This is a genomic window from Azotobacter salinestris, assembly GCF_009363155.1.
Taxonomy (GTDB): Bacteria; Pseudomonadota; Gammaproteobacteria; order Pseudomonadales; family Pseudomonadaceae; genus Azotobacter; species Azotobacter salinestris.
The window spans coordinates 4,446,464-4,470,550 of the sequence record NZ_CP045302.1 but is presented as its reverse complement, the minus strand read 5'-3'; the positions used below and the strand labels follow the sequence as shown (position 1 = coordinate 4,470,550).

Here is a 24,087-nt window from a genome sequence, read left to right as displayed (position 1 = left end):
GTAAAACCGCTGGTCATTCTCCCAGCCATAGCGGGTTTTTGTGAACTCCTGCACGAAACCGCCGCACCATCCTCACTGTGCCCCGGCCGGCGCCGCGGAGGGAGCGCCGCCCCCTGCCGCCGCCTGCCCGGCGGCAGGCGCAGCCGGCTCGAGGGCCTCGCCCACCTCCAGGTTGGCCTTGCGCACCGCTTCGACGAAGCCGGCGAACGGTCGATCGGTGACACCGACCAGACCGATATGGCCGTTCTCGCCGTCCAGCAGCCGTCCGGTCACCGGCTGGTCGAGATACTGGAACCAGTGCACGCCGACGATCGACGGCTCGGCCAGGGCCCGCTCCAGGAAGTGGGCATAGGCCGGGCCACGCTCCTCTTCCTTGTATACCTCGGCCATGCCGCCCCAGAACGGGCCGCGATCCCGCGAGCCGAAATGGAACTCGCTGACCAGTACCGGCTTGTCCAGCTTGCGCAAAGCCTCGAAGTCATAGCCGTGCTGGGGCTCGCGGGTGTAGAAGTTGAAGCTGAGCACGTCGCAGTACCTGGCACAGGCAGCGACCGCTTCCGGGGTGGAAATGGCAAAGCGACCGCCGAGCAGCAGATGATCGGGCGAATGCCATTTCAGCGATTCGGCGATGGTCTTGAAGTAGGTGTCGGCGAAGAGCTGCTGGAAGCGCTGCAGATCCTCCTCGATGGCCGGATGCTCCGGACTCGGCAGAGGCGCCTCGAAGCCCGGGTCCTCCATCAGTTCCCAGGCGGGCAGTTCGATGCCCCAGGCGGCGGAAAGGCCCTGCTGGTTGCGGTAACGGTCGCGCAGCAGCTTGAGGAAGGCACGCTTGGCGGGCACGTCGGTGGTCTGCCGCAGGGTGCCGTAGGCCAGGGCATAGCGGGCCTTCGGGTCCGTGCCCGGGGCGGCCCAGCTGAGCTCGTTGTCGGCGAAATAGCCGATCACCCAAGGGTCGTTGCGGTGGTCGCGGGTGGCGATGGCGATGGCCCGCTCGGCGGCCATGGCGAAGCGCGGATCGAAGGGGTCGGGCATGCCGCCCCACCAGTCGTGGCCCGTGGAGATGGTGGCATAGTCGCCCCGGATCAGCAGCGGGATCGTGTAGGGCACCCGGCGCATCGCCCCCAGGGCGAGATCGCTCCAGTTGCCGAGGGTGTTGAAGCCCCAGGCCTGCAGGCGGCCCAGGGTGTGCTCGCGCCAGCGCTGGGCATCGAAGAACTGGGCGACGCACGGCGACGCGGCGGCCGGCTGTCCGGCGACCGGCACGCCAGCCTCCGGGACGACCGGCGCATTGGCGGGCGTTTCCTCCGTGGGGGCTGCCGGTGTCGTGCGCTCCGGCTCGGCAACCTGCTCCGCAGGCGGCTTGCAGGTCTGCCCGTAGGTTCGATAGAGATTCGCCCGATAGAAATCGTACCAGCGGCCATGGGCGAACTGCCGGCCGCCGTTGGCGCCGGTGGCCTGGCGGCTGTCCGCGGCGCCATAGAAGGCGCCCAGCGGCCCGTCCTCGCCGGGCAGCGCGAGGAACATCTCCTCGCGCCCCTCCACGTAGGTGCGGCTGTTGCCGGAGGAAACCGTGTTCACGCCGAGGGAAAAGAACGGATGGCCCTCCGGCGTCACCAGGTACCAGCGGCCCTCGTGCCTGGCCACCCGGAAGAAGCCCGTGGCCTCCAGCTGCGGGCCTTTCAACCAGCCGCCGAAGCGATCCAGCCCGGGCCGCTCGGCCAGCCAGCGGCCGAGCTGCGCCCGCTCCTGTTCGGCGGCCGCCTTCAGCTGCTTGTCGCTGCTGACCTTCTCCGGCCAGTTGCCACGGCTGTACTGCCCATGGGCATCGACGATGCCGCGGTACGCGGCCGCCTCGAGATCCTCGCGCACGCCGAAGCGGCCGAGCAGGATGCTCTGCTGCACGTCTGGCCTCTCCAGGGAAAGGCTCACCGCCCGCACCTGGCGCGGATCGATCTCGCCCTCCAGGTTGGTCGCCACGAGCAGGCGCTGGTTGTCATGGGTCCAGGGCATCGGCGGCGCGGCACGCATGCCGTGCGCCCTGGGCGAGCTGGCGCGCAGTGGCAACACCAGGGTCTGCGCCGGACCGGCCGGCAACGCGACAAGCGTCCTGAGCACCTTGCCGTCGGCGCTCTCGATGCTCACCTGCAGGGTCAGTGCCCAGTCCATGGCGTTCTGGATGCGCAGACTGACCGCCCCGGCGGAAGACCAGTCCCAGCTGCCCTGCTGCGGTGTCAGGCGCAGGCTCGGCTGCTCCTGCGGATTGAAGGTGACCCGCCGGAGCACCTCGCCTCCTGCCGTGCTCTCCGCCGTCAGCTGCGGCAGGAAGGCGCCTTCGCCCTTGACCTGCACCACATCGGTGGGACGCACGAAGTTGAACAGCACCTGCTCGTCGGCCGCCCGTGCCGACAGGGGTACCAGGCAACAGGCAAACAGCAGGGGAACCAGGGGACGGATCATCGAGTTCGCTCTCCAGCGGAACGGAGGTGGACAACAGAGTTGGCATGATGCCAGTCGCTCCTGCAGCGGTGAAGCCAAGACATTGACTGGACGGCCTGTTTCAACACCCTTCATGCGCGGGCGTGACTGGATGCGACCGGGATTCGCCCCTGCAGTTCGATCGCAAACGGACACCGGCTGCCGCCCCCGGCGCCCGCTGCGATCAACGGTGATTTGCGGACGGATTCTCTATGCTGGAGAAAGCGGTGTGGAAGACCGGTCGGCACGCCTCCCGCGCGCCCGGGCGCCGATGTCCTTCTCGCCGGCACGTTCCGCCGGTTGCGCCGGGTCAGTGTCGGCCTTGTGCCGCAGGCCTCGGAACAGGAGAAAACCGTGTTCGGTCTGCTGTTCGTCATCGCGCTGGCAGCCTCGGCCGCTCCCTGGGTGACCGGGAAGCTGCAGCAGCGTGCCGGCTGGGTGCTGGCTTTGGCACCGCTGGCGGCGTTCTGCTGGTTCGTCTCCCGTATCCCTGCCGTGGCCGCCGGCAAGACACTGCATGAAAGCCTCGCCTGGGTACCGGCTCTGGGCGTCCGGCTCGCCCTGTATCTGGACGGTCTGTCGCTGCTGTTCGCCCTGCTGATCAGCGGCATCGGTACGCTGATCGTGCTCTATGCCGGCGCCTATCTGTCCCGTCACCAGCATCTCGGCCGCTTCCACGCCTATCTGCTGGCCTTCATGCTGGCGATGCTCGGCCTGGTACTGGCCGACGACATGGTGGCGCTGTTCGTGTTCTGGGAGCTGACCAGCATCGCCTCCTTCCTGCTGATCGGCTTCCTGCACGAGCGGGCGGAGTCGCGTCGTGCCGCCCTGCAGGCGCTGCTGATCACCGGCGCAGGCGGTCTGGCCCTGCTCGCCGGGCTAATCCTGCTCGGCATTGCTGCCGAAGCCTCGCAGTTTTCCACCCTGAAGGCGGCGCAGCTGGAAGGAGATCCCCTGCTGCCGGCGATCATGGCGCTGGTGCTGCTCGGCTGCTTTACCAAGTCGGCGCAGATCCCCTTCCACATCTGGCTGCCCAACGCGATGAACGCACCGACGCCGGTGTCGGCCTACCTGCATTCGGCGACCATGGTCAAGGCCGGCATCTATTTGCTGGCGCGCCTGAATCCGGTGCTCGGCGGCCCCCTTGGCTGGGGGACGGTACTGATTGCCGTGGGTGCGACCACTGCCGTGCTCGGCACCCTGCTGGCGTTCCGCCAGACCGATCTCAAGCGACTGCTGGCCTACACCACGGTCACCGTGCTGGGTCAGCTGACCATGCTGATCGGCACCGATACCGCCCATGGCCTGCAGGCCTTCGTGCTCTATCTGGTGGCCCACTCGCTGTACAAGGGTGCCCTGTTCATGGTGGTGGGCGCCATCGACCAGGGCACCGGCAGCCGTGAGCTGACGCGCCTCGGCGGACTGATCCGCTACATGCCGCTGACCGGCGCGGCCATGGCCCTGGCAGCCTTCTCCAATGCCGGACTGCCGCCATTCTTCGGCTTCATCGCCAAGGAATTCAAATACGCCGGGCTAATGGAGATGGGCCTGGTCGGCTGGGCCGTGGCCCTGGTGATGATCCTCACCAACGCCCTGCTGTTCGCCATCGCCGGCCTGATGTTCATCCGCAGCTTCCTCGGCCCCCCGGGCGACTACCCCAAGGCTCCCCATGAAGTTTCCCTGTCGATGTGGCTGGGGCCGATGCTGCTGGCGCTCGGCGGCTTCCTCCTCGGCGCCTGGAACACCTGGCCGGAAACCTGGCTGGTGAACACGGCCGTGCAGGCGGTGGCGCGCAGCCCGGTAGACGTCAAACTGTACCTCTGGGGTGGCATCACGCCGGCCGTGCTGGCCAGTCTGCTGACCCTGTTGCTGGGGATGCGGTTCTATCGTTCCCGCGAGCGCGTACGGACGCTGCTGGAGCGTGCCGACATGGCCTTGAGCATCAGCGGCGATCTGCTCTGGGATCGCCTGCTCAAGCACCTGTTCCTGATCGCCGGAACCCTCGCCGCGCGCTTTCAGCACGGCTCGCTGCGCCAGCATCTGCTGCTGCTCGCGATGACGGCGCTCGGCACCCTGCTGGCATCCGGCCTGCCGGCTGTCGGCGGGGTGCTGGCCGGGGCGGATTTCTCGCCGCTCTCGCCGCTGGGCCTGGTCGGCTGCCTGCTGGCCCTGGTCGGCGCCGCCGCCACGGCGCTGCTGCCCGGCCGGCTGACCCTGGTGGCGACACTGGCCACCTGCGGCCTGGGCCTGGCGCTGTTCTTCGCCGCCGCCAATGCGCCTGACGTGGCCATGACTCAACTGATGGTGGAAGCCCTCGGCGTGATCTTTCTCGCCCTGGTCTTTCGCAGGATGCCATCCATGCCTCCGAGCGGCGCGCATTCGCCCTGGAAGCGCCGCCTGCACGCCACCGTGGCGATACTCTTCGGCCTGGGCGTGACCTGTGCCCTGCTCCTGACGGTGAGCCTGCCACTGCCGGGCGACCTGGCCGCCTGGTATCTGGCCAGGAGCCAGCCAGAGGGTCACGGGAACAACGTGGTGAACGTGATCCTGGTGGACTTTCGTGCCTATGACACGCTCGGGGAGATCCTCGTGGTGGCGCTGGCCGCCCTGTCCGCGGCAACCCTGCTGGCTGGCGGAGCGGGCACCGGGGAGGGCCGCCGGGGTGAGCCGGAATTCGCCTCGGTGCTGCTGCGCCAGGGCCTTCCGCCCCTGGCCATGCTGCTGATGGGCGTCGCCCTGCTGCTGCTGTGGCGTGGCCACAATCTGCCCGGCGGCGGATTCATCGCCGCGCTGGTGGCGGCTGCCGGCCTGATGCTGCTGTCCCTGACCTTCGGCAGCCACGCGGCCCGTCGCCTGCTGCGGGTCGGCCCGGCACGCCTGATCGGCTGCGGGCTGGCTTGTGCCATGGGAGCGGGAATGCTCGGCCTGGTGGCCGGCGAGGCCTTTCTCGACGGGCTCTGGATCTTTCCCGGCGGTCTGCCGCTGGGCAGCCCCCTGCTGTTCGACCTGGGCGTGTTTCTCACGGTGCTCGGCTCGGCCATGCACATGCAGGAGAGGGTGACGGGAGTGCCGGACTGATGGAATGGATGGCGGCAGTGACCGTCGGCGGCCTCGCCGGCCTTGGCCTGTGGATGCTCCTGGACCGCAATCTCAAGCGCGTGGTGCTGGGCATCGGCGTGCTGGGCAACGCCATCAACCTCGGCGTGTTCACCGCCGGCCGCCTCGCCGGCAACGGTGCGGCCTTCGCGAACGTCGGTGCGGCGGCGGCGAATCCCCTGCCCCAGGCGCTGGTGCTGACCGCCATCGTCATCGGCTTCGGACTGTTCGTGTTCGCCCTGGCCCTGCTCAAGCGCACCCGCGAACTGTATGGCGACCGCTCCACCGATGCGGTCAGTGCCGTCACCGAAGAGCCGGCGCCGGACTGGCAGGCCGGCCAGGAGGAAGAGGAGCCCGGCAGCGAGGAGCAGCGGGAGCCGCGCCCATGAACATCCTGCTGGTCGCCCCCGTGCTGGTGCCGCTGGCCACGCTGCTGCTGGGCATCCTGTTGCGGCCACGGGTCCGGCTGGTGGAGCGACTCAGCATCGGCGGCTGCAGCCTGCTGCTGCTGGTCGGCCTGGCGCTCGTCTGGCAGGCGGCCGGCGATGTGGTGCTGTCCGGGCAACTGGGTGGCTGGCCGGCGCCCTATGGCATCAGCCTGGTGATCGACCGGCTGTCCGCGGCGATGGTCGCCATCAGCGCAACGATCGGCCTGGCTACCGTGGTCTATGGCGTCGGCCACGACTGTCCGCCGCAGGTGATCCGCGACTTCCACCTGTTCGTCCAGGGGCTGCTGTGCGGGATCTGCGGCGCCTTCATCACCGCCGACATCTTCAATCTGTATGTCTGGTTCGAGGTGCTGCTGATCGCCTCGTTCGCCCTCATGGCCCTGGGCGGCGGCAAGCGGCATCTGGCGGGCACCATGAGCTACATGGCGCTGAACCTGTTCGCCACCCTGCTGTTCCTGCTCGCCGCCGGACTGGTCTACGGCACGACCGGAACCCTCAACATGGGCGATCTGGCGCTGCTCGTGCGCGCTGGCGAAACGGCCCCGGGCACCACCGCCGCGCTGTCCCTGATGCTGCTGTCGTTCTCCATCAAGGCCGCACTGTTCCCGGTGTTCGGCTGGCTGCCAGCCACCTATCATGTACCGCTGATGGCCGTTTCGGCGCTGTTCGCCGGTCTCCTGACCAAGGTCGGGGTCTACGCGCTGATCCGCCTGGTGACCCTGCTCTGGCCCGAGTACGGCCCGGCCCATGAAATCCTGCTGTGGATCGCCTGCGCCACCATGCTGGTGGGCGTGCTGGGCGCCGCGGCACAGAGCGAAGTGCGGCGCATCCTGTCCTTTCACATCGTCAGCCAGGTCGGCTACATGATCCTGGGCCTCGCCCTGGCCACGCCCCTGGCCCTGGCCGGAGCGGTGTTCTACCTGATCCACCACATCCTGGTGAAGGCTAACCTGTTCTTCATCGGCGGGCTGGCGGCACGGATCTGCGGTTCGGAACACCTGGCGGGCATGGGCGGGCTCTACGCGCGCCATCCCGGACTGGCCCTGCTGTTCGCCATTCCGGCGCTGTCGCTGGCCGGCATTCCCCCGCTCTCCGGGTTCTGGGCCAAGCTCCTGCTGGTCAGGGCCAGCCTGGAGAGCAGTGTCTGGTGGGCCACAGCCATCGCGCTGGTCACCGGCATCTTCACCCTGCTGTCGATGAACAAGCTCTGGAACGAGGCCTTCCTCAAGGCTCATCCACAGGGCGAGGCAGCGCTGCGGACGGCGGGAGCGCATCGCTGCAACTGGTGGTCCATCGCTGCGCTGGCCCTGCTGACCGTGGCAATCGGCCTGGGCGCCGGGCCGGTGGCCGAGTATGCCAGCGCCGCGGCCGCCCAGTTGGGCGATCCCCAGGCCTATTTCCACCTCCTGCGCACGACGGAAGCACGCTAGATGTTCCTGGCCCACCTTCTGCTGAGCGGCGCCCTCGCCGCACTTGCCGGAGCCGCCCATGTCCCGGGGCTGCTGGCGGCCTTCGTCGCCCTGTACCTGCTGTGCAGGCTGGTCCTTCCTCTGCGGCCCCTGCGCCGCCATGCGCGCAAGGTGGAACGGGGAAGCGCCTTCATCCTCTGGTTCGTCGGTCAGGTGTTTCTCGCCAGCCTGCATGTGGCCAGCCTGGTGCTGGCGCGACGGATCAGGGTGGAGCCGGCGGTGGTGGCCGTGTCCCTGCGCCGCCCCGAAGCGCGTCTGGCAACCCTGCTCGGCTGCCTGCTGACCCTGACGCCCGGCACCATGGCCCTGGAGTACCGGGAAACCGAAGGCACCCTCTTCATCCATGCCCTGGATGTGCGCAACCCGGCTGCCGTGGAAGAGATGCTGCGCGAACTGGAGCGTCGCCTGCTCCACTGGCTGGATGCCGGCAGCGACGGAGAGACGGGATGATCGTGGAGCTGGCCGGTGCCACCTGGGTATTGCCCACGGCCGCCCTGTTGCTGACCATGAGCGCCCTGCTGATCCTCTACCGCCTGCTGCGCGGACCGAGCCGCCCGGACCGGGTGGTGGCCATCGACGCCCTGACGCTGGTGGCGATCGCCGCCATGGCACTGGCCGCCCTGTCCCGAGCCCAGGCGGTGCTGCTCGAGGTCGCGGTGCTGCTGGCTCTGATGTCCTTCATCGGCACCGCCGCCTTCGCCTTTCTGTTCCGTGGGGAGCCGGCCGAGCAGGAGGCGCGCAGCGAGCAGGACAAGAACCCATGAACATCCTGCCCTGGCTGGCCTCGCTGCTGGTCCTCGGCGGAGCGCTGGTTTCGCTGCTCGGCGCCATCGGCGTGCTGCGCCTGCCCGACAGCTACAGCCGCATGCATGCGGCGAGCAAGGCCGGGGTGCTGGGCACGGTGCTGGTCCTGGCCGGCACCGCTGCCGCCAGCCGTGGCCAGATGGCCGGCGAGGCCCTGCTCGGCCTGCTCGTACTGCTGGCCAGCGCGCCTCTGGCCACCCATGCGATCTCCCGCGCTGCGCACCGGGCGCGGATCAGGCCGCAGGTAGGCCCACTCGGCGATGCCCTGGAGCGGGAGCGACGGAAACACGACTAAGCGCCGGCATCACGGCTTGCGGGGAAGCAGCCACGGCGAGCCTCGCCGCGGCGGTGTCAGCCGATCTCCCGGCGGAAGGGCGGAAGCGCATCGAGAATCGCCTTGCCATAGCGCTGGGTCACCACCCGGCGATCCAGCAGGGTGATGGTGCCGCGGTCCTGCTCGGTGCGCAGCAGACGGCCGCAGGCCTGGACCAGGCGCAGCGAGGCGTCGGGCACGGCGATTTCCATGAAGGGGTTGCCGCCGCGGGCCTCGATCCACTCGGCCAGCGCCGCCTCCACCGGATCGTCGGGCACGGCGAAGGGAATCTTGGCGATGACCACGTGCTCGCAGTAGGCCCCGGGCAGATCGACACCCTCGGCGAAGCTGGCCAGGCCGAACAGCACGCTGGACTCGCCGGCGTCGACCCGCGCCTTGTGCCGGTTCAGGGTTTCCTGCTTGGACAGGTTGCCCTGGATCAGCACGCGCCTGCGCCAGTCCCGCTCGAGGCCGTCGAAGACGTCCTGCATCTGCCGGCGCGAGGAGAACAGCACAAGGGCTCCGCGCGCGCCCTCCACCAATTGCGGCAGCTCGCGGACGATGGCGACGGTGTGCGCGGCAGCGTCGCGCGGGTCGGCCTTGAGGTCCGGCACCCGCAGAAGGCCCGCCTCGGCATGGGCGAAGGGGCTGGGCACCACCGCGGTGACGGCGCTCCTTGGCAGCCCGGCGCGCATGCGGAAGCGCTCGAAGCTGTTCAGCGCGGTCAGGGTGGCGGAGGTCACCAGCGCGCCATGGGCGATGCTCCAGAGATGGCGGCGCAGGGTCTCGGCGGCGAGGATCGGACTGGCGTCGACCTCGATGTCGTGCAGGGCACCGCTCTCGGCCAGGGTCAGCCAGCGCGCCATCGGCGGACTGTCCTCGGGATCCTCCGCGGTGAAGGCGGTCCACAGCTGCCAGTTGCCCTCGGCCCGCGCCAGCAGGCTGCCGAACAGCGGATACCATTCCTCTGCCTGGTGGCTGGGCAGGCCCATGCCGGGCTCGCCGTCCATGGCCTCCTTGAGCAGCTCGGTGAGCCGGGTGAAGAGCTCCACCAGCCTGGAGAAGCCCTTCTTCAATTCGAGTCCCAGCTCGCGCAGGTGCTCCGGCACCACTCCGCCGACGAAGCGGTGGCGTGGTCTCTCGCGGCCGTCCATGTCCTCGCCGGCGCGGAAATCGGCCAACTGCTCGCAGGCGGCGAACATGAACTGCTGCTGGGTGCGCAGCTCGCGGGCCAGCTCCGGCACGCCCTCGATCAGCCGTCCGAGCTCGCCGGGCAGCGGATGCTGGGCGAGCAGCCGGGTCAGGTTCTTTTCCACCTGCGCCAGCCAGTCGGCGGTCGAGCGCAGGCGGGTGAAGTGGGCGAAATGGCCGATGGCCTTGTCCGGCAGATGGTGGCCCTCGTCGAACACATAGAGGGTGTCGCGCGGATCGGGCAATACGGCGCCGCCGCCCAGGGCGAGATCGGCGAGCACCATGTCGTGGTTGGTGACGATCACATCGACCTTGGTCATGCCCTCGCGCGCCTTGTAGAAGGCGCACTGCTGGAAGTTCGGGCAGTGCCGGCCGGTGCACTGGCTGTGGTCGGTGGTCAGCCGCGACCAGGTGTCGTCCTCGATGGCCTGCGGCCAGGCATCGCGGTCGCCGTCCCAGCGGTTGCCGGCGAGTTTCTCGATCATCTGGGTGAACAGCTTCTGGCTGGCCTCGTCGACATCGATGCGAAAGCCCTCCTCCTCGAAAAGCTGGGCGGTGGCGCTCTGCGCCTGGCCCTCCTGCAACAGCAGATCGAGCCGGGACAGGCACAGGTAGCGACCGCGCCCCTTGGCCAGGGCGAAGCTGAAGCTCAGGCCGCTGTTGCGCATCAGGTCGGGCAGGTCCTTGTTGACGATCTGCTCCTGCAGGGCGACGGTCGCGGTGGCGATCACCAGGCGCTTGCCGGCCGCCTTGGCCGCGGGAATCGCTGCCAGGCTGTAGGCGACGGTCTTGCCGGTGCCGGTGCCGGCCTCCACCACGACCACCGCCGGCTCGCCCTGGCGGCGTCCTTCGTCGTCGGTGGCGATGGCCCCCAGGCTCCTGGCCACCTCGGCGATCATCAAGCGCTGGCCATAGCGCGGCTTGAGGCCCTTGGCTTCGAGAAAGCGGGAGTAGGCACCCTGGATCTGTGACTTGAGTTCGGCGCTGAGCATTCCGTTTCCCGAATCGAAACTGGACAAATTTTCAGTATGCAAATGGGCGGCTATGATAGCGCGCGTTGCGTGGACCACCACCGGAGATTGCCGAATGACGCCCTATTCCCTCGCCTACACCCTGCACGTGCTGCCCGCCCTGATCTGGGTCGGCGGCATGTTCTTCGCCTGGACGATCCTGCGTCCCGCCGCGGTCAGCGAACTGGACGCGCCGGCCCGCCTGAAGCTGTGGCCGGAAGTGTTCCGCCGCTTCTTCCAGTGGGTCTGGGCCGCGGTGGTGCTGCTGCCGGTCACCGGCGTCGGCCTGCTGCACCTGCGCTTTCCCAGCCTGGAGACGGCGCCGGCGTACGTACACATCATGATGGGCCTGTACCTGGTGATGCTCGCCCTGTTCCTGCGCGTGCGACTGCAGCAACTGCCGCAGCTGCGCAGGGCCGTGGAGCTTCGCGATTGGCCGGCCGGCGGTGCGGCGCTGGGACGGATTCGCCGGCTGGTGGGCTTCAACCTGGCGATCGGTCTGTCGCTGGTCGCCATCGCCTCCGCCCGGCCGATGTTCTGAACCGTCCGGCTGCCCAAGTCATGCTCGGCCATCCTTCGGCGGAGCGTACAGATGGAGGATGCCGAACAGCAGTATCTGCAGACGGATCTTCCAGCACGGCGGATCGGCTCTGGCGGTACGCTCGAACAGCACCAGCGCGAGCAGGTGAGCGGACAGGAGCAGCCCGCCGCAGAGCGGCAGCAGCAGGTCGAAGGGCTTGTTCAACGGCTGCAGGAGCATTCCGGCAAGCGCCAGCCACAGCATCAGGATCAGGGCCTTTCCCAGGGTCAACAACAGTTTCATCGCGTTCCTGTCATACGATCTTCATCCAGGCGGGACATCCGCGGGCGTAGCCGCCGGCACGAAGCGCCCATTGCCTTACTCTTGAATCTCAGCTGCACTCCGCTCGAGGACCTTCGATGAACGACAGCTTTTCTTCCCGCACGCCGCAGCAAGCCCTCGCCGCCCTGCTCGAGCGCTACGCCCCGAGCCGGCTGCTGCTGGTCGGCGCCAGCGATCTGCCTGCTCTCGAGGCCTTTCGCACTACGCACCCGGAGGCCCAGGTGACTCATTGTGCCGCCGGCCCGCTGCCCCCCGAGGTCGCCGCCCAGCGCTACGAGCTGGCCGCGCTGGTCGACTGCCTGGAGCACCTGCCCCGACGTGCCGGCCTGGAGCTGCTCGGCGGCATTCGCAACCTGAATGCCAGTCGCCTTGCGGTACTGGTCGATCTGGCGGCGTGCGGCTGGCAGGATACCGACTTCTTCTCCCTGGCGCTGCAGGCCAGCGAGCGTTTCCGGCGCAACGAACAGGTCCTCACCCTGTTCACCTACGATCTCTATGACTACAAGCAGATCCCGGACTGGCTGAATGCCAAGTTCTGGGCCAACCCCGAGAATTTCGGCAAATACTGGTGGTGAACGGATGAACAGCAACGACCTGTCGGCGCAGGGCGGGAACTGTCCCTGCGGCAGTGGCAGCCGGTTCGATGAATGCTGCGGCCGCCATCTGGCCGGCACTCCTGCCCCTACGGCCGAACGCCTGATGCGCTCGCGCTACAGCGCCTACGTCCTGGGCGATATCGACTATCTGCTGCAGACCACCCTGCCGGCTCAGCAGGCAGGACTGGATCGCGCAGCCATGCAGGACTGGAGCCTGCAGAGCACCTGGCTCGGTTTGACGGTGGAGAAAACCGAATTGCCTGCCGAGCGACCGGCGCACGCCTTCGTCACCTTCAGCGCGCACTGGCGCGATGGCTCGGGCGAACACGTCCATCGTGAACGCTCGGGCTTCGTACGATGCGACGACCGCTGGTACTTCATCGACCCGACCGTCCCGCTGCATGCAGGACGCAACGACCCCTGCCCCTGTGGCAGCGGCGCGAAATTCAAGAAGTGCTGCTACGGAGCGGCAGGCCAGTGAAGACACTCGTCCGCGCACAGCTGCCTGCGATGCGTACATACACATCAGGGCACCTCTAAAAACCAGCCCGGCCGCCGGGTAAGATCATCCGCCTGTTGATCACCCGGAGCCTGCTGATGTTCAGTCTTTTTGCCGACCAGGAGCGTGAAGCCAAGCTGGACAGCTTGGGCGACCCACTGGCCCTACTGAACAAGCATGTGGACTTTGCATCCTTGGCCGCCGAAATCGACCGCTGGGCTCCCAGGCCCAGTAGGGCCAAGGGCGGCCGGCCGCCTTATCCAACGGAGCAGATGACGCGACTGCTGGTACTCCAGCAACTGTTCAACCTGTCCGACGAGCAGATGGAGTTCCAGTTGCTCGACCGCATGAGCTTCCAGCGTTTTGCCGGTCTCAAGCACGCCGGCCGAGTGCCGGATCGCAACACGATCTGGCTCTTTCGCGAGCGCCTGGTCAAGGCCAATGTCGAGCACCAGATCTTTGCCGAGGTGCAGCGTCAGTTGCAGGCACACGGATTCCGGGCTCGCGAAGGGCAGATCATCGATGCCAGCATCGTTCGCGCGCCCATCCAGCACAACACAGCCGATGAGCAGGCCGTGGTGAAGGAGCAGGCTGTGCCGGTGGAGTGGTCACCCGCCCAGCGCCGACAAAAGGATGTCGAGGCGCGCTGGACGAAGAAGCACGGCAAATCGTACTTCGGCTACAAGCTGTCGGTCAGCGTGGATCGTCGGCACAAGCTGATCCGCGGCGTGCGGGTGAGCGATGCCAGCGAGGCCGATACCCTGCACCTGGTGGATGTGCTCGACCGAAACAACAGCAGCCGTGACTTCTGGGCGGATCGCGGTTATCACGACAAGCCCAGAGAGCGCTGGCTCAAGCTGATCGGCTGGCGACCGCATATCCAGCGCAAGGGCCAGGCCGGCAAGCCTATCGGAGAGCCGGGCAAGGCCCGGAACAAACGCATTGCCAGCCCCCGGGCCAGGGTCGAGCATGTATTTGCCAGCCTCGCCCAGATGGGCGGCAAGATGGTCCGGAGCATTGTAAGCGGCCGGGCATCACGCCTTGCAGGAGGGTTTCCAGTTGTGTGGCAGCAGCTGGGTGATCTCGCTGGCCTTCTGCGTCGGCAGCCGGGTCAGCACATCTTTCAGATAGGCATACGGATCATGCCCGTTCAGGCGTGCCGATTGAATCAGTGTCATCAGGGCGGCCGCACGCTTGCCGCTGCGCAGTGAGCCGGCGAACAGCCAATTTGCGCGGCCGATGGCCCACGGGCGGATCTGGTTTTCACACCCGTTGTTGTCGATGGCGAGCATGCCGTCATCGAGATAGCGCACGAGGGCCGTCCAGCGCTTGAGGCAGTAGTCGAGTGCCTTGGCGATGGCCGTGCCTTCATGCACCAACCGGCGCTGGGTGAGCATCCAGCCGTGCAGGGCATCGGCGATGGGCTTGGCTTTTTCCTGGCGTATTCGCTGTCGCTCGTCGGGCGGCAGGTCGCGCACCTCACGCTCGATGTCGTACAGCTGACCGATGTAGCGCAGAGCCTGTTCGGCCAGTTGACTCTGGTTGGCGATATGCAGGTCGTAGAGCTTGCGCCGGGCATGGGCCATGCAGCCAATCTCGGTCACGCCCTGCTCGAAGCAGGCCTTGTAGCCGGCGAAGTCGTCGCAGACCAGTTGGCCGCGCCAGTCGCCGAGGAAGGTGCGGGCATGCTCGCCGGCACGGCTGGGGCTGAAGTCGTAGACCGCCGCACGCAGCTCGGCGAACGGGCTGGGAACGTAGGCCCAGACATAGGCGCGCCGGGTCTTCTTCATGCCCGGCGCGAGCATTTGTACCGGGGTCTCGTCGGCATGGATGACGTTCTGCTCCAGGACTATGTCCCGCAGTGCATCGACCAGTGGTTGCAGTTGCACGCCGCAGCGGCCGACCCACTGCGCCAGGGTCGAGCGCGGGAGGGCGAAACCGGCCCGGCCGAAGATCTTTTCCTGCCGGTACAGGGGCAGATGGTCGGCGAACTTGGCCACCATGACCTGGGCCAGCAGCCCGGCAGTCGGGATGCCCTTGTCGATCACCTGGGCCGGAACCGGCGCCTGGATCAGCGTTTCGCATCGTTCGCAGACCCATTTGCCGCGGATATGCCGCTCCACCGTGAAGACGCCCGGGGTGTAGTCGAGCTTTTCGCTGACATCTTCACCGATGCGTTTGAGCTGGCAGCCGCAGGCGCACTGCGTGTTGTCCGGCTCGTGATGGATCAGCGTGCGGGGGAACTGCGGCGGCAAGGCTGTGCGCCTGGGCTGCTGGCGTGGCTCGGCAGCGGCGGGAGCTGGAGCCAGCTCCTCGAGCTCGGCTTCGATGGCCGCGATATCGGTATCGAGCAGATCGTCCAGCAGGCTGAGCTGGGCAGCACCGAGCTGCTCGCTGCGCCGGGCAAACCGATGCCGCTTGAGGACGGCAATTTCGTGAGCCAGCTGCTCGCCGCGGGTTTTGTAGTAATGGACTTGCTGCGTCAACTGCGCCGCCAGTTCGCGCAGTTGCTCGGGAGTCAGATGGTCGAAGCAAGCAGAAGTCATGGCGCCGAGTGTGCCTGCCTTGACCGCTATCGACGATAGGTCGTTCGGTCAATTGCGCGGCAGGCACCACCTGACGGCCAACTATAAAAGGCTGATTTCGGCCCCCGATCCGACCCGCTGCCAGGACAGCCCGACCACCAGGGCCTGAAGCTGCTCGGCATTCAGCTCCAACTGCGTGCCCTGCCAACTGCCCGGCCAGACAAAACGGCCCCGGTTCAGTCGGCGCGAGGCCAGCCAGACACCGAAACCATCGTGAACCAGCACTTTCATGCGGTTGGCTCGTTTGTTGGCGAACAGGTAGGCGTTGTGCGGCTTCGCCGCACCGAAGACCTCCACCACCCTGGCCAGCGCCGTTTCCGTTCCGGCCCGCATATCCAGCGGTTCGGTGGCGAGCCAGATGGCATCGATACGGATCATTGCAGGATCTCGCGCACGAACCGGGCACACCCCTCTGCATCGCCCGCAGGCCAGGGAACGGTCAAGGTTGTGCGCCGATGGGGGATATCGATGCGAATGTCCGCGCGGGAGGCATATCCGGCCCGCACGGGCGCATCCAGTGCAAGCGGGATGAACGCCGGCAGGGTCTCAACCTGGCTGCGTGCCGTGCGTATCCATTTATGGACAACGTTGCTGTTGATGCCATGGCTCAGCGCCACGCTGGCGACGGAGGCGCCGGGCTGGCCACACTCCTGCACGATTTGAGCCTTGAAGGCTGTGGAATAGGAACGACGCTGCATGATTTCCCGCTTAAAAGCCTGGAGATGGTGTCCACGATAAATAGGTGGACACCATCTCTTAGCCTGGCGGGCTCAAACCAGATGACTTGGCCGGACGCTTACGGAGCATTGGCTTCTTGGTCCGGGCGGAGTTCGGTTTGGTGGTCAAATCGGCGGTCTACAACCTCAAGCGGATGTCGAGACTGCTGGAAATGGCCTGAGTCAGGTCGCCGGTTGCATACCGCGACCGGCAGCAGGATCTTCTGCGAGACATCAACCCGGTCAACGGATGCCAAGCGCTGGGTTCGTCACTGCTCGACCTAGCTCAGGTGGGTGTTTTTAGAGGTGCCCATCAGGCGATGCGTGCGAATGCTGCCCGCTTCGTTTCGGGCAGCGCAACCGTGCCGCTTTCAATTCCCGGCCATGAAGCCGGCAAGGGCCGAGCCATCGAGACAAATGGCTCGCGGCGCATCTCAATCTCCCGCCGGCCCGCCATGGAGAAAACACTCGACACTCTCCCCGGCCCCTGCCTCTCGCCCTTGGCAATCATTGCAATCTGGATCAAGAGCCCGGGAGCGCCATTCGGCTTGATACTCCCATCTTGGGAAGAGTGTCCAAGATAGGATACAGCTACTCCGAGGCAACGGAGCACTACAACACCCCGGGATAGTTGTGGAGTTATGAAATCCTTGAAGTCGATCGAATCAAGTAGTTGAAGCCTCACCATTAATCAAGCCCCATCAGAGCGATCTGAATTGAAAGCCAGGCTGGCGTATATCCAGCCCCCAACGATCATTCAATTCTTGAGTTCGGCCTGACTATCGGCTTCCAGTCGGAGGCCCGGAACTCCAGGCCTTGTCACTCGGAAAGAGAGCCAGCAGTTCGTGGGATGGCCCGACCTCCCGGGCGATACGGATGGGGTCGGCCAGCAAGGCAGCCATGAGTCGGCCAAGGTAGCTGCTGCTCCCGCTCTGGTCGAGGGCGTTGATTACATCATGGCAAACTCTGAGCCCCTCCTTGATCCTGCCCTGGCTCGTCAGCAGACATCCAAGGGCGAACAGATTTCGCAAGACAATTCCCAAGTTTGGACTGTAGTTTTGATCGATCATGTTAGATAGCTTGATGGCGTCTATTTTCTTATTAGGCACGTGACGCTCCTGATTAGGACAAATTGCAGAGCTTCCCAAGGGAAGCTCTAGATTTTAGAGCCTGGATAAACACGAGGGAAACCAACAAGGCCTTTGTCGAAGATAAATTTTCCTGCCAAGGACACTTGCGCTGAGCATCGCTGCATGCAGGTCGCGCTGTAAGCCATCACTTACAAAAGATCAGGAGCTTTTCCAATTTATCCGAGGCGGCCACTTCGTTAGATTCACTTTCATCGGCATCGAGGGACCGATGAAGGCTGCTAGGGATGAAGGCCATGGGAACAGTCGCAGGATAGCGGCTCCATCAGGATGATGGCCCCATGGAGGAAAGCAAGAACATGAAGCGACAAGACGACCTCTTGTCGCTTTTTGTTCGTCCCGAGGAACCGCATCTCCGTACTCTCCACCAAAATCACCGACCTTCCGCCCCTCAAGGCAAGCCGCTCAACCCGGCATGCGCGCGCAACCAGGCGCCAGCGGCCTCGATCCCATGCCCTGCCCGGGCCTTCAATGCCAGACGACCCATGGCCATGACAACCGATCCCGCCTGGGTCTGGACGGACATTCCATGCCTGCCGACTGCAGCAGGACACCAATATTTGAGAATAATTCTTAATTGTTGAGGTACACTCGTCGCCTCGCCATTTCCCATCCCGGATATCGGATGTATACGGTGACGATTCAAAGAAGTGGTGCATGCCCCCTGTCCGGATGGGGCACAAGCGCCCCCGGATCAGGGTGCTTCCAGGCGAAGATGGGAGATATCGGGCAGCACGCCGACCGACCGCGCCGGGACCTGTTCCATGTCGCTGCCGACCGGCGCCAGGCTCAGACCGCTCAGATCCAGAGGCGGTGGCGACTCTTCGGTTCGCGGCTCCAGCAACTCGGTTCCCACCGGAGCGATGCCGAAGTCTGGCGCCTCGACGGCATTGAAGGCCGCCATGTAGACGTCTCGTGGCACGACCACGAGAGGCTTGCGGGCAGGTTCGGGACGTGGCGTGGCAAGGTCGGTTTCTTGCCTTGGAGCAAACGGCTCCACCGCCTCCATCGGCAGAATGTCCGCCAGGGCACCGGCGCGCTCCAGCGCGGCTCGGTATCTCTCGGCCTCATCGGCCTGCAGATTGTCCTTGAGGGATATGCGCCGACCGGAAAACAGCGCGGCAATGCGTGCGGCATCCGCACGGAACAGCCTGGCCAGATTGGCCTGCGCCTGCTCTCGAGAGACTCCGTGCATCAGTTGGCCGGAAAAAACGATCCGATAGCGGCTCATGGTCATACTCATGCCCCAATCGTCGGGCAGTATGGCGCAGTTTTTTTCGACCAAAAAGCTCGGGAACCTTGCAGGAGGGACTTCTGCGAAGCAGATCATCCCGCGCCTTCCGGGCGATCCGGCAAAGGTTGCAGCCAGAGAGCTGCTTGTTACACTGAGGCCCCCTTTGGAGTTCAGCATGTTTTTCCAGGCACATATCACAAGAATTCTAGGCCTGTTGGGGTTGCTCGGTCTGCTATCCGGCCTTGCCGGCTGCTCTACTTGGGTGACCGGGGCCTTCAAGGATCCCGACGTCCAGTTGGTCAAGGTCGATGTCGTCAAGGCCCGCCTGCTGGAGCAGCAATTCATTCTGCGCTTTCGCGTCGACAATCCCAACTGGGCGAGCCTGCCGATCCGCGGCCTGGATTACGAAGTGTTCCTGAACGATATCCGCCTCGCCAAGGGTGAGTCGAGCAAGTGGTTCACCGTACCCGCCCGCGGTCGCGAGGAGTTCGACGTCCTGGTCACGACCAACCTCTGGCGACACATGAAGCGCATCGTCAAGCTGCTGGAAGAACCCGACCAGCCAATCCAGTACCAGTTGCAGGGCAAGGCCAAGACAGGGCTTCTGTTCGGACGCCGCGTGCTGGTTTCCCGCTATGGCGAGATAACCCCTGGCGACTATATCCGGGACTGATCACCCATGAATCCATTGATTGTCGGTCTGCTGCTGGCCGCCCTGCTGATCGTGCTTGCCCTGAGCGTCGTGGCCGTCGTCCTCTGGCGCCGGGTATGGCTGCGCGAGAAGGCCCGCAAGGCTGCCGAGCAGGAGCGCCGGGCTCAACTCGCCGAGCACCTGCGTATCCTCGCCGGCAGCCTGCTCGATGGGCAGTTGCCATTGATCGAGGGGGCCATCCGCATCCGAGCCCTGCTCGAGCACTACGACCCGCAATTGCACCAGAGCGAGCACCTGCAGGTCTTTCGTGAGCTTGGCGAGGCCACTGCCCACATCCCCACGCACGAGGCCTGGAAGGCCCTGAGCAGAACGGAGCGTCGTCAGTACGAGGCGCTGTTCAGCCGCCTCGAGCTGCAGCACAAGACAGCGGCCCGCGGCAGTGCCCGCTGGCTGCTGGAGGAAGGGCTGGCCACGGGTCGCTGAGACAGCTCGGCCAGCTTGCAAGTCACCGGCCGGCTCCCTACTTTAGGCGCCCATTCCCGTACCCCAAGTCGCCGGCCTGCCCGTCTTTTCGCGACCCCATGCCCCAAGGAAGCCGCCGCATGCGCCTGCGCCCGTTTCGACCCCTGTCCCGCCTGCCCCTCGCTGCCGGGCTCGCCGCCCTGCTCGTTCTCGCCGGCTGCCAGTCGATGGTAGACAAGCGCTATGCGGACAGCCTGCCGCCCGCGCAGGGCATGCTGCGCATCCAGGGACTGGCGGACACCGTGGTGGTACGGCGCAACGCCCTCGGCATGCCGCTGATCGAAACCCGCAACGAGCACGACGCCCTGTTCGCCCTCGGCTACGTGCACGCCAGCGATCGTCTCGGCCAGATGGTCGGCCTGCGCCTGGTGGCCGAAGGGAAACTGGCCGAGATGCTCGGTCCGGACGTCCTCGATATCGACCGCTTCATGCGCGCGATGGACCTCCGGCGCCATGCCGAGACGCTCTACCGCAATGCTTCGCCCCGGTTGAAGCAGGACTTCGAGGTCTATGCCCGGGGGGTCAATGCCTTCCTGTTCCGCCACCGCGACCGACTGCCCATGGCTCTGGCCGAGTCCGGCTACCAGCCGCCATACTGGAAGGCCGAGGACTCTGTGCTGCTGTTCTGTCTGCTGAACTTCGGCCTGTCGACCAATCTGCAGGAGGAAATTGCCGCGCTCGCGCTGGCACAGAAGGTCGGAGCGGAACGGCTCGCCTGGCTGACGCCGATCTACCCTGACGACCCCCTGCCGGAGGCGGAGGCGGACAAGCTCAAGGGGCTCGATCTCGGCGGGCAGATCCCCGGCCTCAGCGCTCTCGATCGGACGGCCGGACAGATCGCCACCCTGAACATGCTCGGCGTCGCCGCCTCCAACAACTGGGCGATCGCACCGCGCAGCAGCCGGCTGGGCAAGAGCCTGCTGGCCAACGACACCCACCTGCCGTCCACCCTGCCCTCGCTGTGGAACTTCGTGCATGTCCGCACGCCACAGCGCCAGACCGCCGGCGTCTCTGTCGCCGGCATCCCGGCGGTGATCGTCGGCTTCAACGGCCAGTTGGCCTGGGGCATGACCATGGTCATGGCCGATACCCAGGACCTTTTCCTCGAGCGGATCAAGAGCGAAGGCGGACGCCTCCACTACCTGGCCGATGGCAAGTGGCTACCTGCTCGTGCGCGTCAGGAGACCTTTCTCGTCAAGGGCGCACAAGCGGTGCGCGAAACGCTCTACGAGACCCGCCACGGCCCGCTGCTGAACAGCGTGCTCGGCGAGCGCAAGCATCCGCTGCAGCCCCTGTCGCTGAAAAGCGGCCATGGGCTGGCGCTGCAGACGCTTTCGTTCGACGACGATCGCAGCCTGGATGCCTTCTTCCAGCTCTCCCGCGCCCGCTCGGTGGACGAGGCCTTCACCGCAACCGGCGAGTTGCGCGCCATGGCGGTGAACCTGATGTTCGCCGATGCCGGACACATCGGCTGGCAGGTGACCGGACGCTACCCCAATCGCCGCGGCGGCCTCGGCCTCCTGCCCTCCCCGGGCTGGGACAGCGCCTACGACTGGGACGGCTTCGCCGATCCCATGTTGCACCCCTACGACCAGGACCCGGCGCAGGGCTGGCTGGGTACCGCCAACCAGCGCACGGTGCCGCGCGGCTATGGCATGCAACTGTCCAGCACCTGGTACTACCCGGAGCGCGCCGAGCGCATCGCCGAGCTGGCCGGCCGCGGTCGCCACGATGCGCAGAGCATGATCGCCATGCAGTACGACCAGACCACGCCTTTCGCTGGCAAGCTCAAGGCCATGTTCGAAGCGCCGGGCATGACCGGGCCGCTGCGTCAGGCCATCGATGCCCTGCCGCCGGCCGCGCGCGACCGGGCTCGCGAAGCCCTGGCCCGGCTGCTCGCCTTCGATGGCCGGCTCGCGGCCGGCTCGGCGGATGCAGCCCTGTACAGTGCCTTCCTGCAGGAAAGTGCGCGCCAGATCTTCCTCGACGAACTGGGCCCGGACGACAGCCACGCCTGGCATGCCCTGCTGCAGATGTCCGGTCTTTCCTACTCGGCCCAGGCCGATCACCTGCTCGGCCGCGAGGAAAGCCCCTTCTGGGACGACATCGCCACCGCACAGACCGAAGACAAGCCGGCCATTCTCGCGCGCAGCCTGGCGGCCGCCGTACAGCATCTGGAAAGCCGGCTCGGCAGCGATCGGGGCGCCTGGCAATGGGGCAAGCTGCACCGCTACCGGTGGATCAGCGACAGCACCCGCCTGGCCCCCTACCTCGGCGCGCGGCAGCGTACCGCCATCCACGCGCTCGACGACTACCTGAACCGAGCGCCCGATCCCGCCGGTGGCGACCATGGCACGCTGAACGTTTCTGCCTATCGCTGGGGGCAGGACTTCGACAGCCAGCTGATTCCGGCCATGCGCATCGTCGTCGACTTCGCACGCGAAGAGCCCATGCTCGGGCTGAACAGTACCGGCCAATCCGGCAATCCGGCCAGTCCGCATTACAAGGATGGGATCGATGCCTGGCTCGAAGGGCGCTACATGAGCTTTCCCTTCAAGGCGGAGAATCTGGACAAGACCTACGGCAACCAGCGTCTGCTGCTGGTGCCGTAGGCTTGAATGGATGGGAACTTGATGGCGAAAAAGCAGCAACCCCCGGCCGTCATCGCCGCTGGCGACCGGGGATGAACACCTAAGACAGAACCTTGCGTCTCACCCCGTCTTCAAGATGCCACTCAAGGTAATGCCATAGCGCTCGAACAGTTGCACTGCCGGCTCCTTGGCCCCGTTTCCCGCGCTACCGCCTTCCCTGTCCTGAGGCTCGAATCCCTCACGCCGCGCCAGTTCCAGCACTTTCTGACTAGCTTCCTCCACGGTTGGCTTGGCCACTGACTCGGTCACCATCTTGACCGTATTACCGTCCTTGTTGAATGTAATCGACCAAATAGCCATGTCTTGCTCCTCCGTTCCAACCACTGATGCGGATAGGCATTCCAATCCAAGTTAAGAGTCAGACTAGCCCCCCTTCGCACAGTTCGCCAGTCGGCCAAATGTGGCTAGGCTTTCTGAAGAATCCTGCCAACGCCTGTCCCGGGCCCGTCCGCAGGGACAGGCCTTCAGGAGGCCTGCATGAGAAAGCCTTTCGAGACCCGCTCTGCCTCGCCGGAAGTCCGGGAGCACGTGGAAGTGCTGCGCCGTCATGCCATTTCCCTGCCTGCGCTCGACAGCGAGGCGTTCCCCAGCCTGTTCGACCGCTATGGCGATGCCCGGGTGGTGCTGATCGGCGAGGCGAGCCACGGCACCTCCGAGTTCTACCGCACCCGCGCGGCGATCACCCGGCGGCTGATCGAGCGGCATGGTTTCAACATCGTCGCTGTCGAAGCCGACTGGCCGGACGCCGCCCAGATCGATCGCCAGGTGCGCCGGCAGCAGCGTCCCGACTGGGAGCGCCAGGCCTTCCAGCGCTTTCCAATCTGGATGTGGCGCAATCTGGAGGTCGCCGAATTCTGCGACTGGCTGAGCCGCTTCAACCGGGACCTGCCGTACGAACGGCGCGTCGAGTTCCGCGGCCTGGATGTCTACAGCATGGGCGCCTCGATCGGCGCGGTACTGGACTACCTGGACAAGATCGACACCCAGGCTGCCCGGGCCGCACGCCAGCGCTACGGCTGTCTAATGCCCTGGAAGGATGCACCGACCCGCTACGGTCGCGATGTCCTCTATGGCCGCCAGTCCTGCGAGGAGGCGGTGATCGAGCAGTTGCGCAGCCTGCTCGAGCTGCGCCTGGCGGCCCTCGGCCAGGATGGCGAGGACTTCTTCGACGCCGCCCAGAACGCCCGCGTGGTGCGGGCTGCCGAGCACTACTACCGGATCATGTACCACGGTTCCAGCGCCTCCTGGAACCTGCGCGATCGGCACATGTTCGACACCCTGCGTCATCTGCTGGAGCACCGCAGTCCCGAGGCCAGGGCGGTGGTCTGGGCGCACAATTCGCACATCGGCAATGCCGACGCAACGGCCATGGGCTGGGCCGGCGAGTTCAACATCGGCGAACTGAGCCGCACCGCATGGGGCAGGGATGCCGTGCTGATCGGCATGGGCACCGACCGCGGCGAAGTGGCGTGCGCCAACGAATGGGACGAGCCGATGCGCATCAAGCAGGTCCGTCCGTCGCGCCCGGACAGCTGGGAACACCTGTTCCTACAGACCGGCATCCCCGCCTCGCTCACCGACTGGCGTGACGACGCCCCCATCGAACTGCGTGCGGTCCTTTCCCAGACCCTGCTGGAACGCGCCATCGGCGTGATCTACCGACCCGAGAGCGAGCGCCAGAGCCATTATTTCGAAGCCGTGCTGGCCGAACAGTTCGATGCCTGGATCTGGCTGGAGAAAACCCGCGCCGTCACGCCCCTGGGGCCCCGCCAGCCGCAGGTGGGGCAGGCCGAAACCTACCCGTTCGGAGAATGA

The 24,087-nt window shown here is 66.1% G+C and carries 21 protein-coding genes and 1 pseudogene; 14 read left to right on the top strand and 8 right to left on the bottom strand.

All coding sequences use genetic code 11. The features are described 5' to 3' along the window. Positions 1-72 precede the first annotated feature (72 nt). Positions 73-2,457 carry a beta-agarase gene (locus GCU53_RS21025; protein WP_152389312.1) on the bottom strand — a complete coding sequence of 795 codons (2,385 nt, stop codon included), beginning with the start codon at positions 2,455-2,457 and terminating at the stop codon, positions 73-75. Positions 2,458-2,829: 372 nt separating this feature from the next. On the opposite strand from GCU53_RS21025, the gene mbhE reads away from it, so the two are divergent. Genes mbhE through mnhG form a run of 6 tightly spaced genes read left to right on the top strand, consistent with a single transcriptional unit; the run spans position 2,830 to position 8,588 of the window. Beyond that, complete coding sequence (mbhE, locus tag GCU53_RS21020; protein WP_152389311.1) at positions 2,830-5,553, top strand: hydrogen gas-evolving membrane-bound hydrogenase subunit E; 2,724 nt, start codon at positions 2,830-2,832, stop codon at positions 5,551-5,553. Beyond that, entirely contained in the window at positions 5,553-5,960 is a 408-nt protein-coding gene (locus GCU53_RS21015) for a sodium:proton antiporter (RefSeq protein WP_152389310.1), read from the top strand. The genes mbhE and GCU53_RS21015 overlap by 1 nt, the downstream gene beginning before the upstream one ends. Next, a complete protein-coding gene (locus GCU53_RS21010) occupies positions 5,957-7,450 on the top strand; it encodes a proton-conducting transporter transmembrane domain-containing protein (RefSeq protein ID WP_152389309.1) in 1,494 nt (497 codons plus the stop codon). Before GCU53_RS21015 ends, GCU53_RS21010 begins: the two co-directional genes overlap by 4 nt. After that, entirely contained in the window at positions 7,451-7,939 is a 489-nt protein-coding gene (locus GCU53_RS21005; RefSeq protein ID WP_152389308.1) for a Na+/H+ antiporter subunit E, read from the top strand. Then, positions 7,936-8,253 (top strand): MrpF/PhaF family protein, encoded by a 318-nt coding sequence (locus GCU53_RS21000; RefSeq protein ID WP_152389307.1) that lies wholly within the window; start codon positions 7,936-7,938, stop codon positions 8,251-8,253. Before GCU53_RS21005 ends, GCU53_RS21000 begins: the two co-directional genes overlap by 4 nt. After that, complete coding sequence (gene mnhG / locus GCU53_RS20995) at positions 8,250-8,588, top strand: monovalent cation/H(+) antiporter subunit G (protein ID WP_152389306.1); 339 nt, start codon at positions 8,250-8,252, stop codon at positions 8,586-8,588. The genes GCU53_RS21000 and mnhG overlap by 4 nt, the downstream gene beginning before the upstream one ends. A gap of 56 nt (positions 8,589-8,644) precedes the next feature. On the opposite strand, the gene dinG is transcribed toward mnhG, so the two are convergent. Then, a complete protein-coding gene (dinG, locus tag GCU53_RS20990; protein ID WP_152389305.1) occupies positions 8,645-10,789 on the bottom strand; it encodes an ATP-dependent DNA helicase DinG in 2,145 nt (714 codons plus the stop codon). 94 nt (positions 10,790-10,883) lie between these two features. Here dinG and GCU53_RS20985 point away from each other — a divergent pair, with 94 nt between their 5' ends. Next, on the top strand, positions 10,884-11,348 hold the full coding sequence (locus tag GCU53_RS20985) for a CopD family protein (protein ID WP_152389304.1): 465 nt from the start codon (positions 10,884-10,886) through the stop codon (positions 11,346-11,348). 18 nt (positions 11,349-11,366) lie between these two features. On the opposite strand, the gene GCU53_RS20980 is transcribed toward GCU53_RS20985, so the two are convergent. Further along, a complete protein-coding gene (locus tag GCU53_RS20980) occupies positions 11,367-11,630 on the bottom strand; it encodes a DUF1145 domain-containing protein (protein WP_152389303.1) in 264 nt (87 codons plus the stop codon). Positions 11,631-11,746: 116 nt separating this feature from the next. On the opposite strand from GCU53_RS20980, the gene GCU53_RS20975 reads away from it, so the two are divergent. The 3 genes and pseudogenes from GCU53_RS20975 to GCU53_RS20965 form a co-directional block, all read left to right on the top strand. Beyond that, the gene (locus tag GCU53_RS20975) at positions 11,747-12,244 is read left to right on the top strand and encodes a DUF6231 family protein (RefSeq protein ID WP_152389302.1); all 498 of its coding nucleotides are present in this window, start codon (positions 11,747-11,749) and stop codon (positions 12,242-12,244) included. 4 nt (positions 12,245-12,248) lie between these two features. Beyond that, entirely contained in the window at positions 12,249-12,746 is a 498-nt protein-coding gene (locus GCU53_RS20970; RefSeq protein WP_208845358.1) for a YchJ family protein, read from the top strand. 116 nt (positions 12,747-12,862) lie between these two features. Beyond that, a pseudogene (locus GCU53_RS20965) lies at positions 12,863-13,723 on the top strand (IS5 family transposase); the annotation flags it as partial. Positions 13,724-13,798: 75 nt separating this feature from the next. Here GCU53_RS20965 and tnpC read toward each other — a convergent pair. From tnpC to GCU53_RS20940, 4 genes are all read right to left on the bottom strand, one after another. Beyond that, positions 13,799-15,310, bottom strand: coding sequence for an IS66 family transposase (gene tnpC, locus GCU53_RS20960; protein WP_152389301.1), 1,512 nt, complete (start codon positions 15,308-15,310; stop codon positions 13,799-13,801). Positions 15,311-15,391: 81 nt separating this feature from the next. After that, on the bottom strand, positions 15,392-15,727 hold the full coding sequence (tnpB, locus tag GCU53_RS20955; RefSeq protein ID WP_152389300.1) for an IS66 family insertion sequence element accessory protein TnpB: 336 nt from the start codon (positions 15,725-15,727) through the stop codon (positions 15,392-15,394). Next, positions 15,724-16,047, bottom strand: coding sequence for an IS66-like element accessory protein TnpA (tnpA, locus tag GCU53_RS20950; RefSeq protein WP_152389299.1), 324 nt, complete (start codon positions 16,045-16,047; stop codon positions 15,724-15,726). Before tnpA ends, tnpB begins: the two co-directional genes overlap by 4 nt. Positions 16,048-17,907: 1,860 nt before the next feature. Beyond that, positions 17,908-18,444 carry a hypothetical protein gene (locus GCU53_RS20940; RefSeq protein ID WP_152390001.1) on the bottom strand — a complete coding sequence of 179 codons (537 nt, stop codon included), beginning with the start codon at positions 18,442-18,444 and terminating at the stop codon, positions 17,908-17,910. A gap of 178 nt (positions 18,445-18,622) precedes the next feature. Between GCU53_RS20940 and GCU53_RS20935 the strand changes: the two genes are divergently transcribed. The 3 genes from GCU53_RS20935 to GCU53_RS20925 all read left to right on the top strand — a co-directional run bounded on the left by GCU53_RS20935 (position 18,623) and on the right by GCU53_RS20925 (position 22,233). Then, the gene (locus tag GCU53_RS20935; RefSeq protein WP_208845356.1) at positions 18,623-19,120 is read left to right on the top strand and encodes an LEA/WHy family protein; all 498 of its coding nucleotides are present in this window, start codon (positions 18,623-18,625) and stop codon (positions 19,118-19,120) included. 6 nt (positions 19,121-19,126) lie between these two features. After that, positions 19,127-19,582, top strand: coding sequence for a DUF2489 domain-containing protein (locus tag GCU53_RS20930; protein WP_152389298.1), 456 nt, complete (start codon positions 19,127-19,129; stop codon positions 19,580-19,582). Positions 19,583-19,701: 119 nt separating this feature from the next. Continuing rightward, positions 19,702-22,233 carry a penicillin acylase family protein gene (locus GCU53_RS20925; protein WP_152389297.1) on the top strand — a complete coding sequence of 844 codons (2,532 nt, stop codon included), beginning with the start codon at positions 19,702-19,704 and terminating at the stop codon, positions 22,231-22,233. A gap of 99 nt (positions 22,234-22,332) precedes the next feature. Here the strand turns inward: GCU53_RS20925 and GCU53_RS20920 are convergent, their stop codons facing one another. Then, positions 22,333-22,572, bottom strand: a complete 240-nt coding sequence (locus GCU53_RS20920; protein ID WP_152389296.1) for a hypothetical protein — start codon at positions 22,570-22,572, stop codon at positions 22,333-22,335. Between the two features lie 177 nt (positions 22,573-22,749). Between GCU53_RS20920 and GCU53_RS20915 the strand changes: the two genes are divergently transcribed. Beyond that, entirely contained in the window at positions 22,750-24,087 is a 1,338-nt protein-coding gene (locus tag GCU53_RS20915; protein ID WP_208845354.1) for an erythromycin esterase family protein, read from the top strand.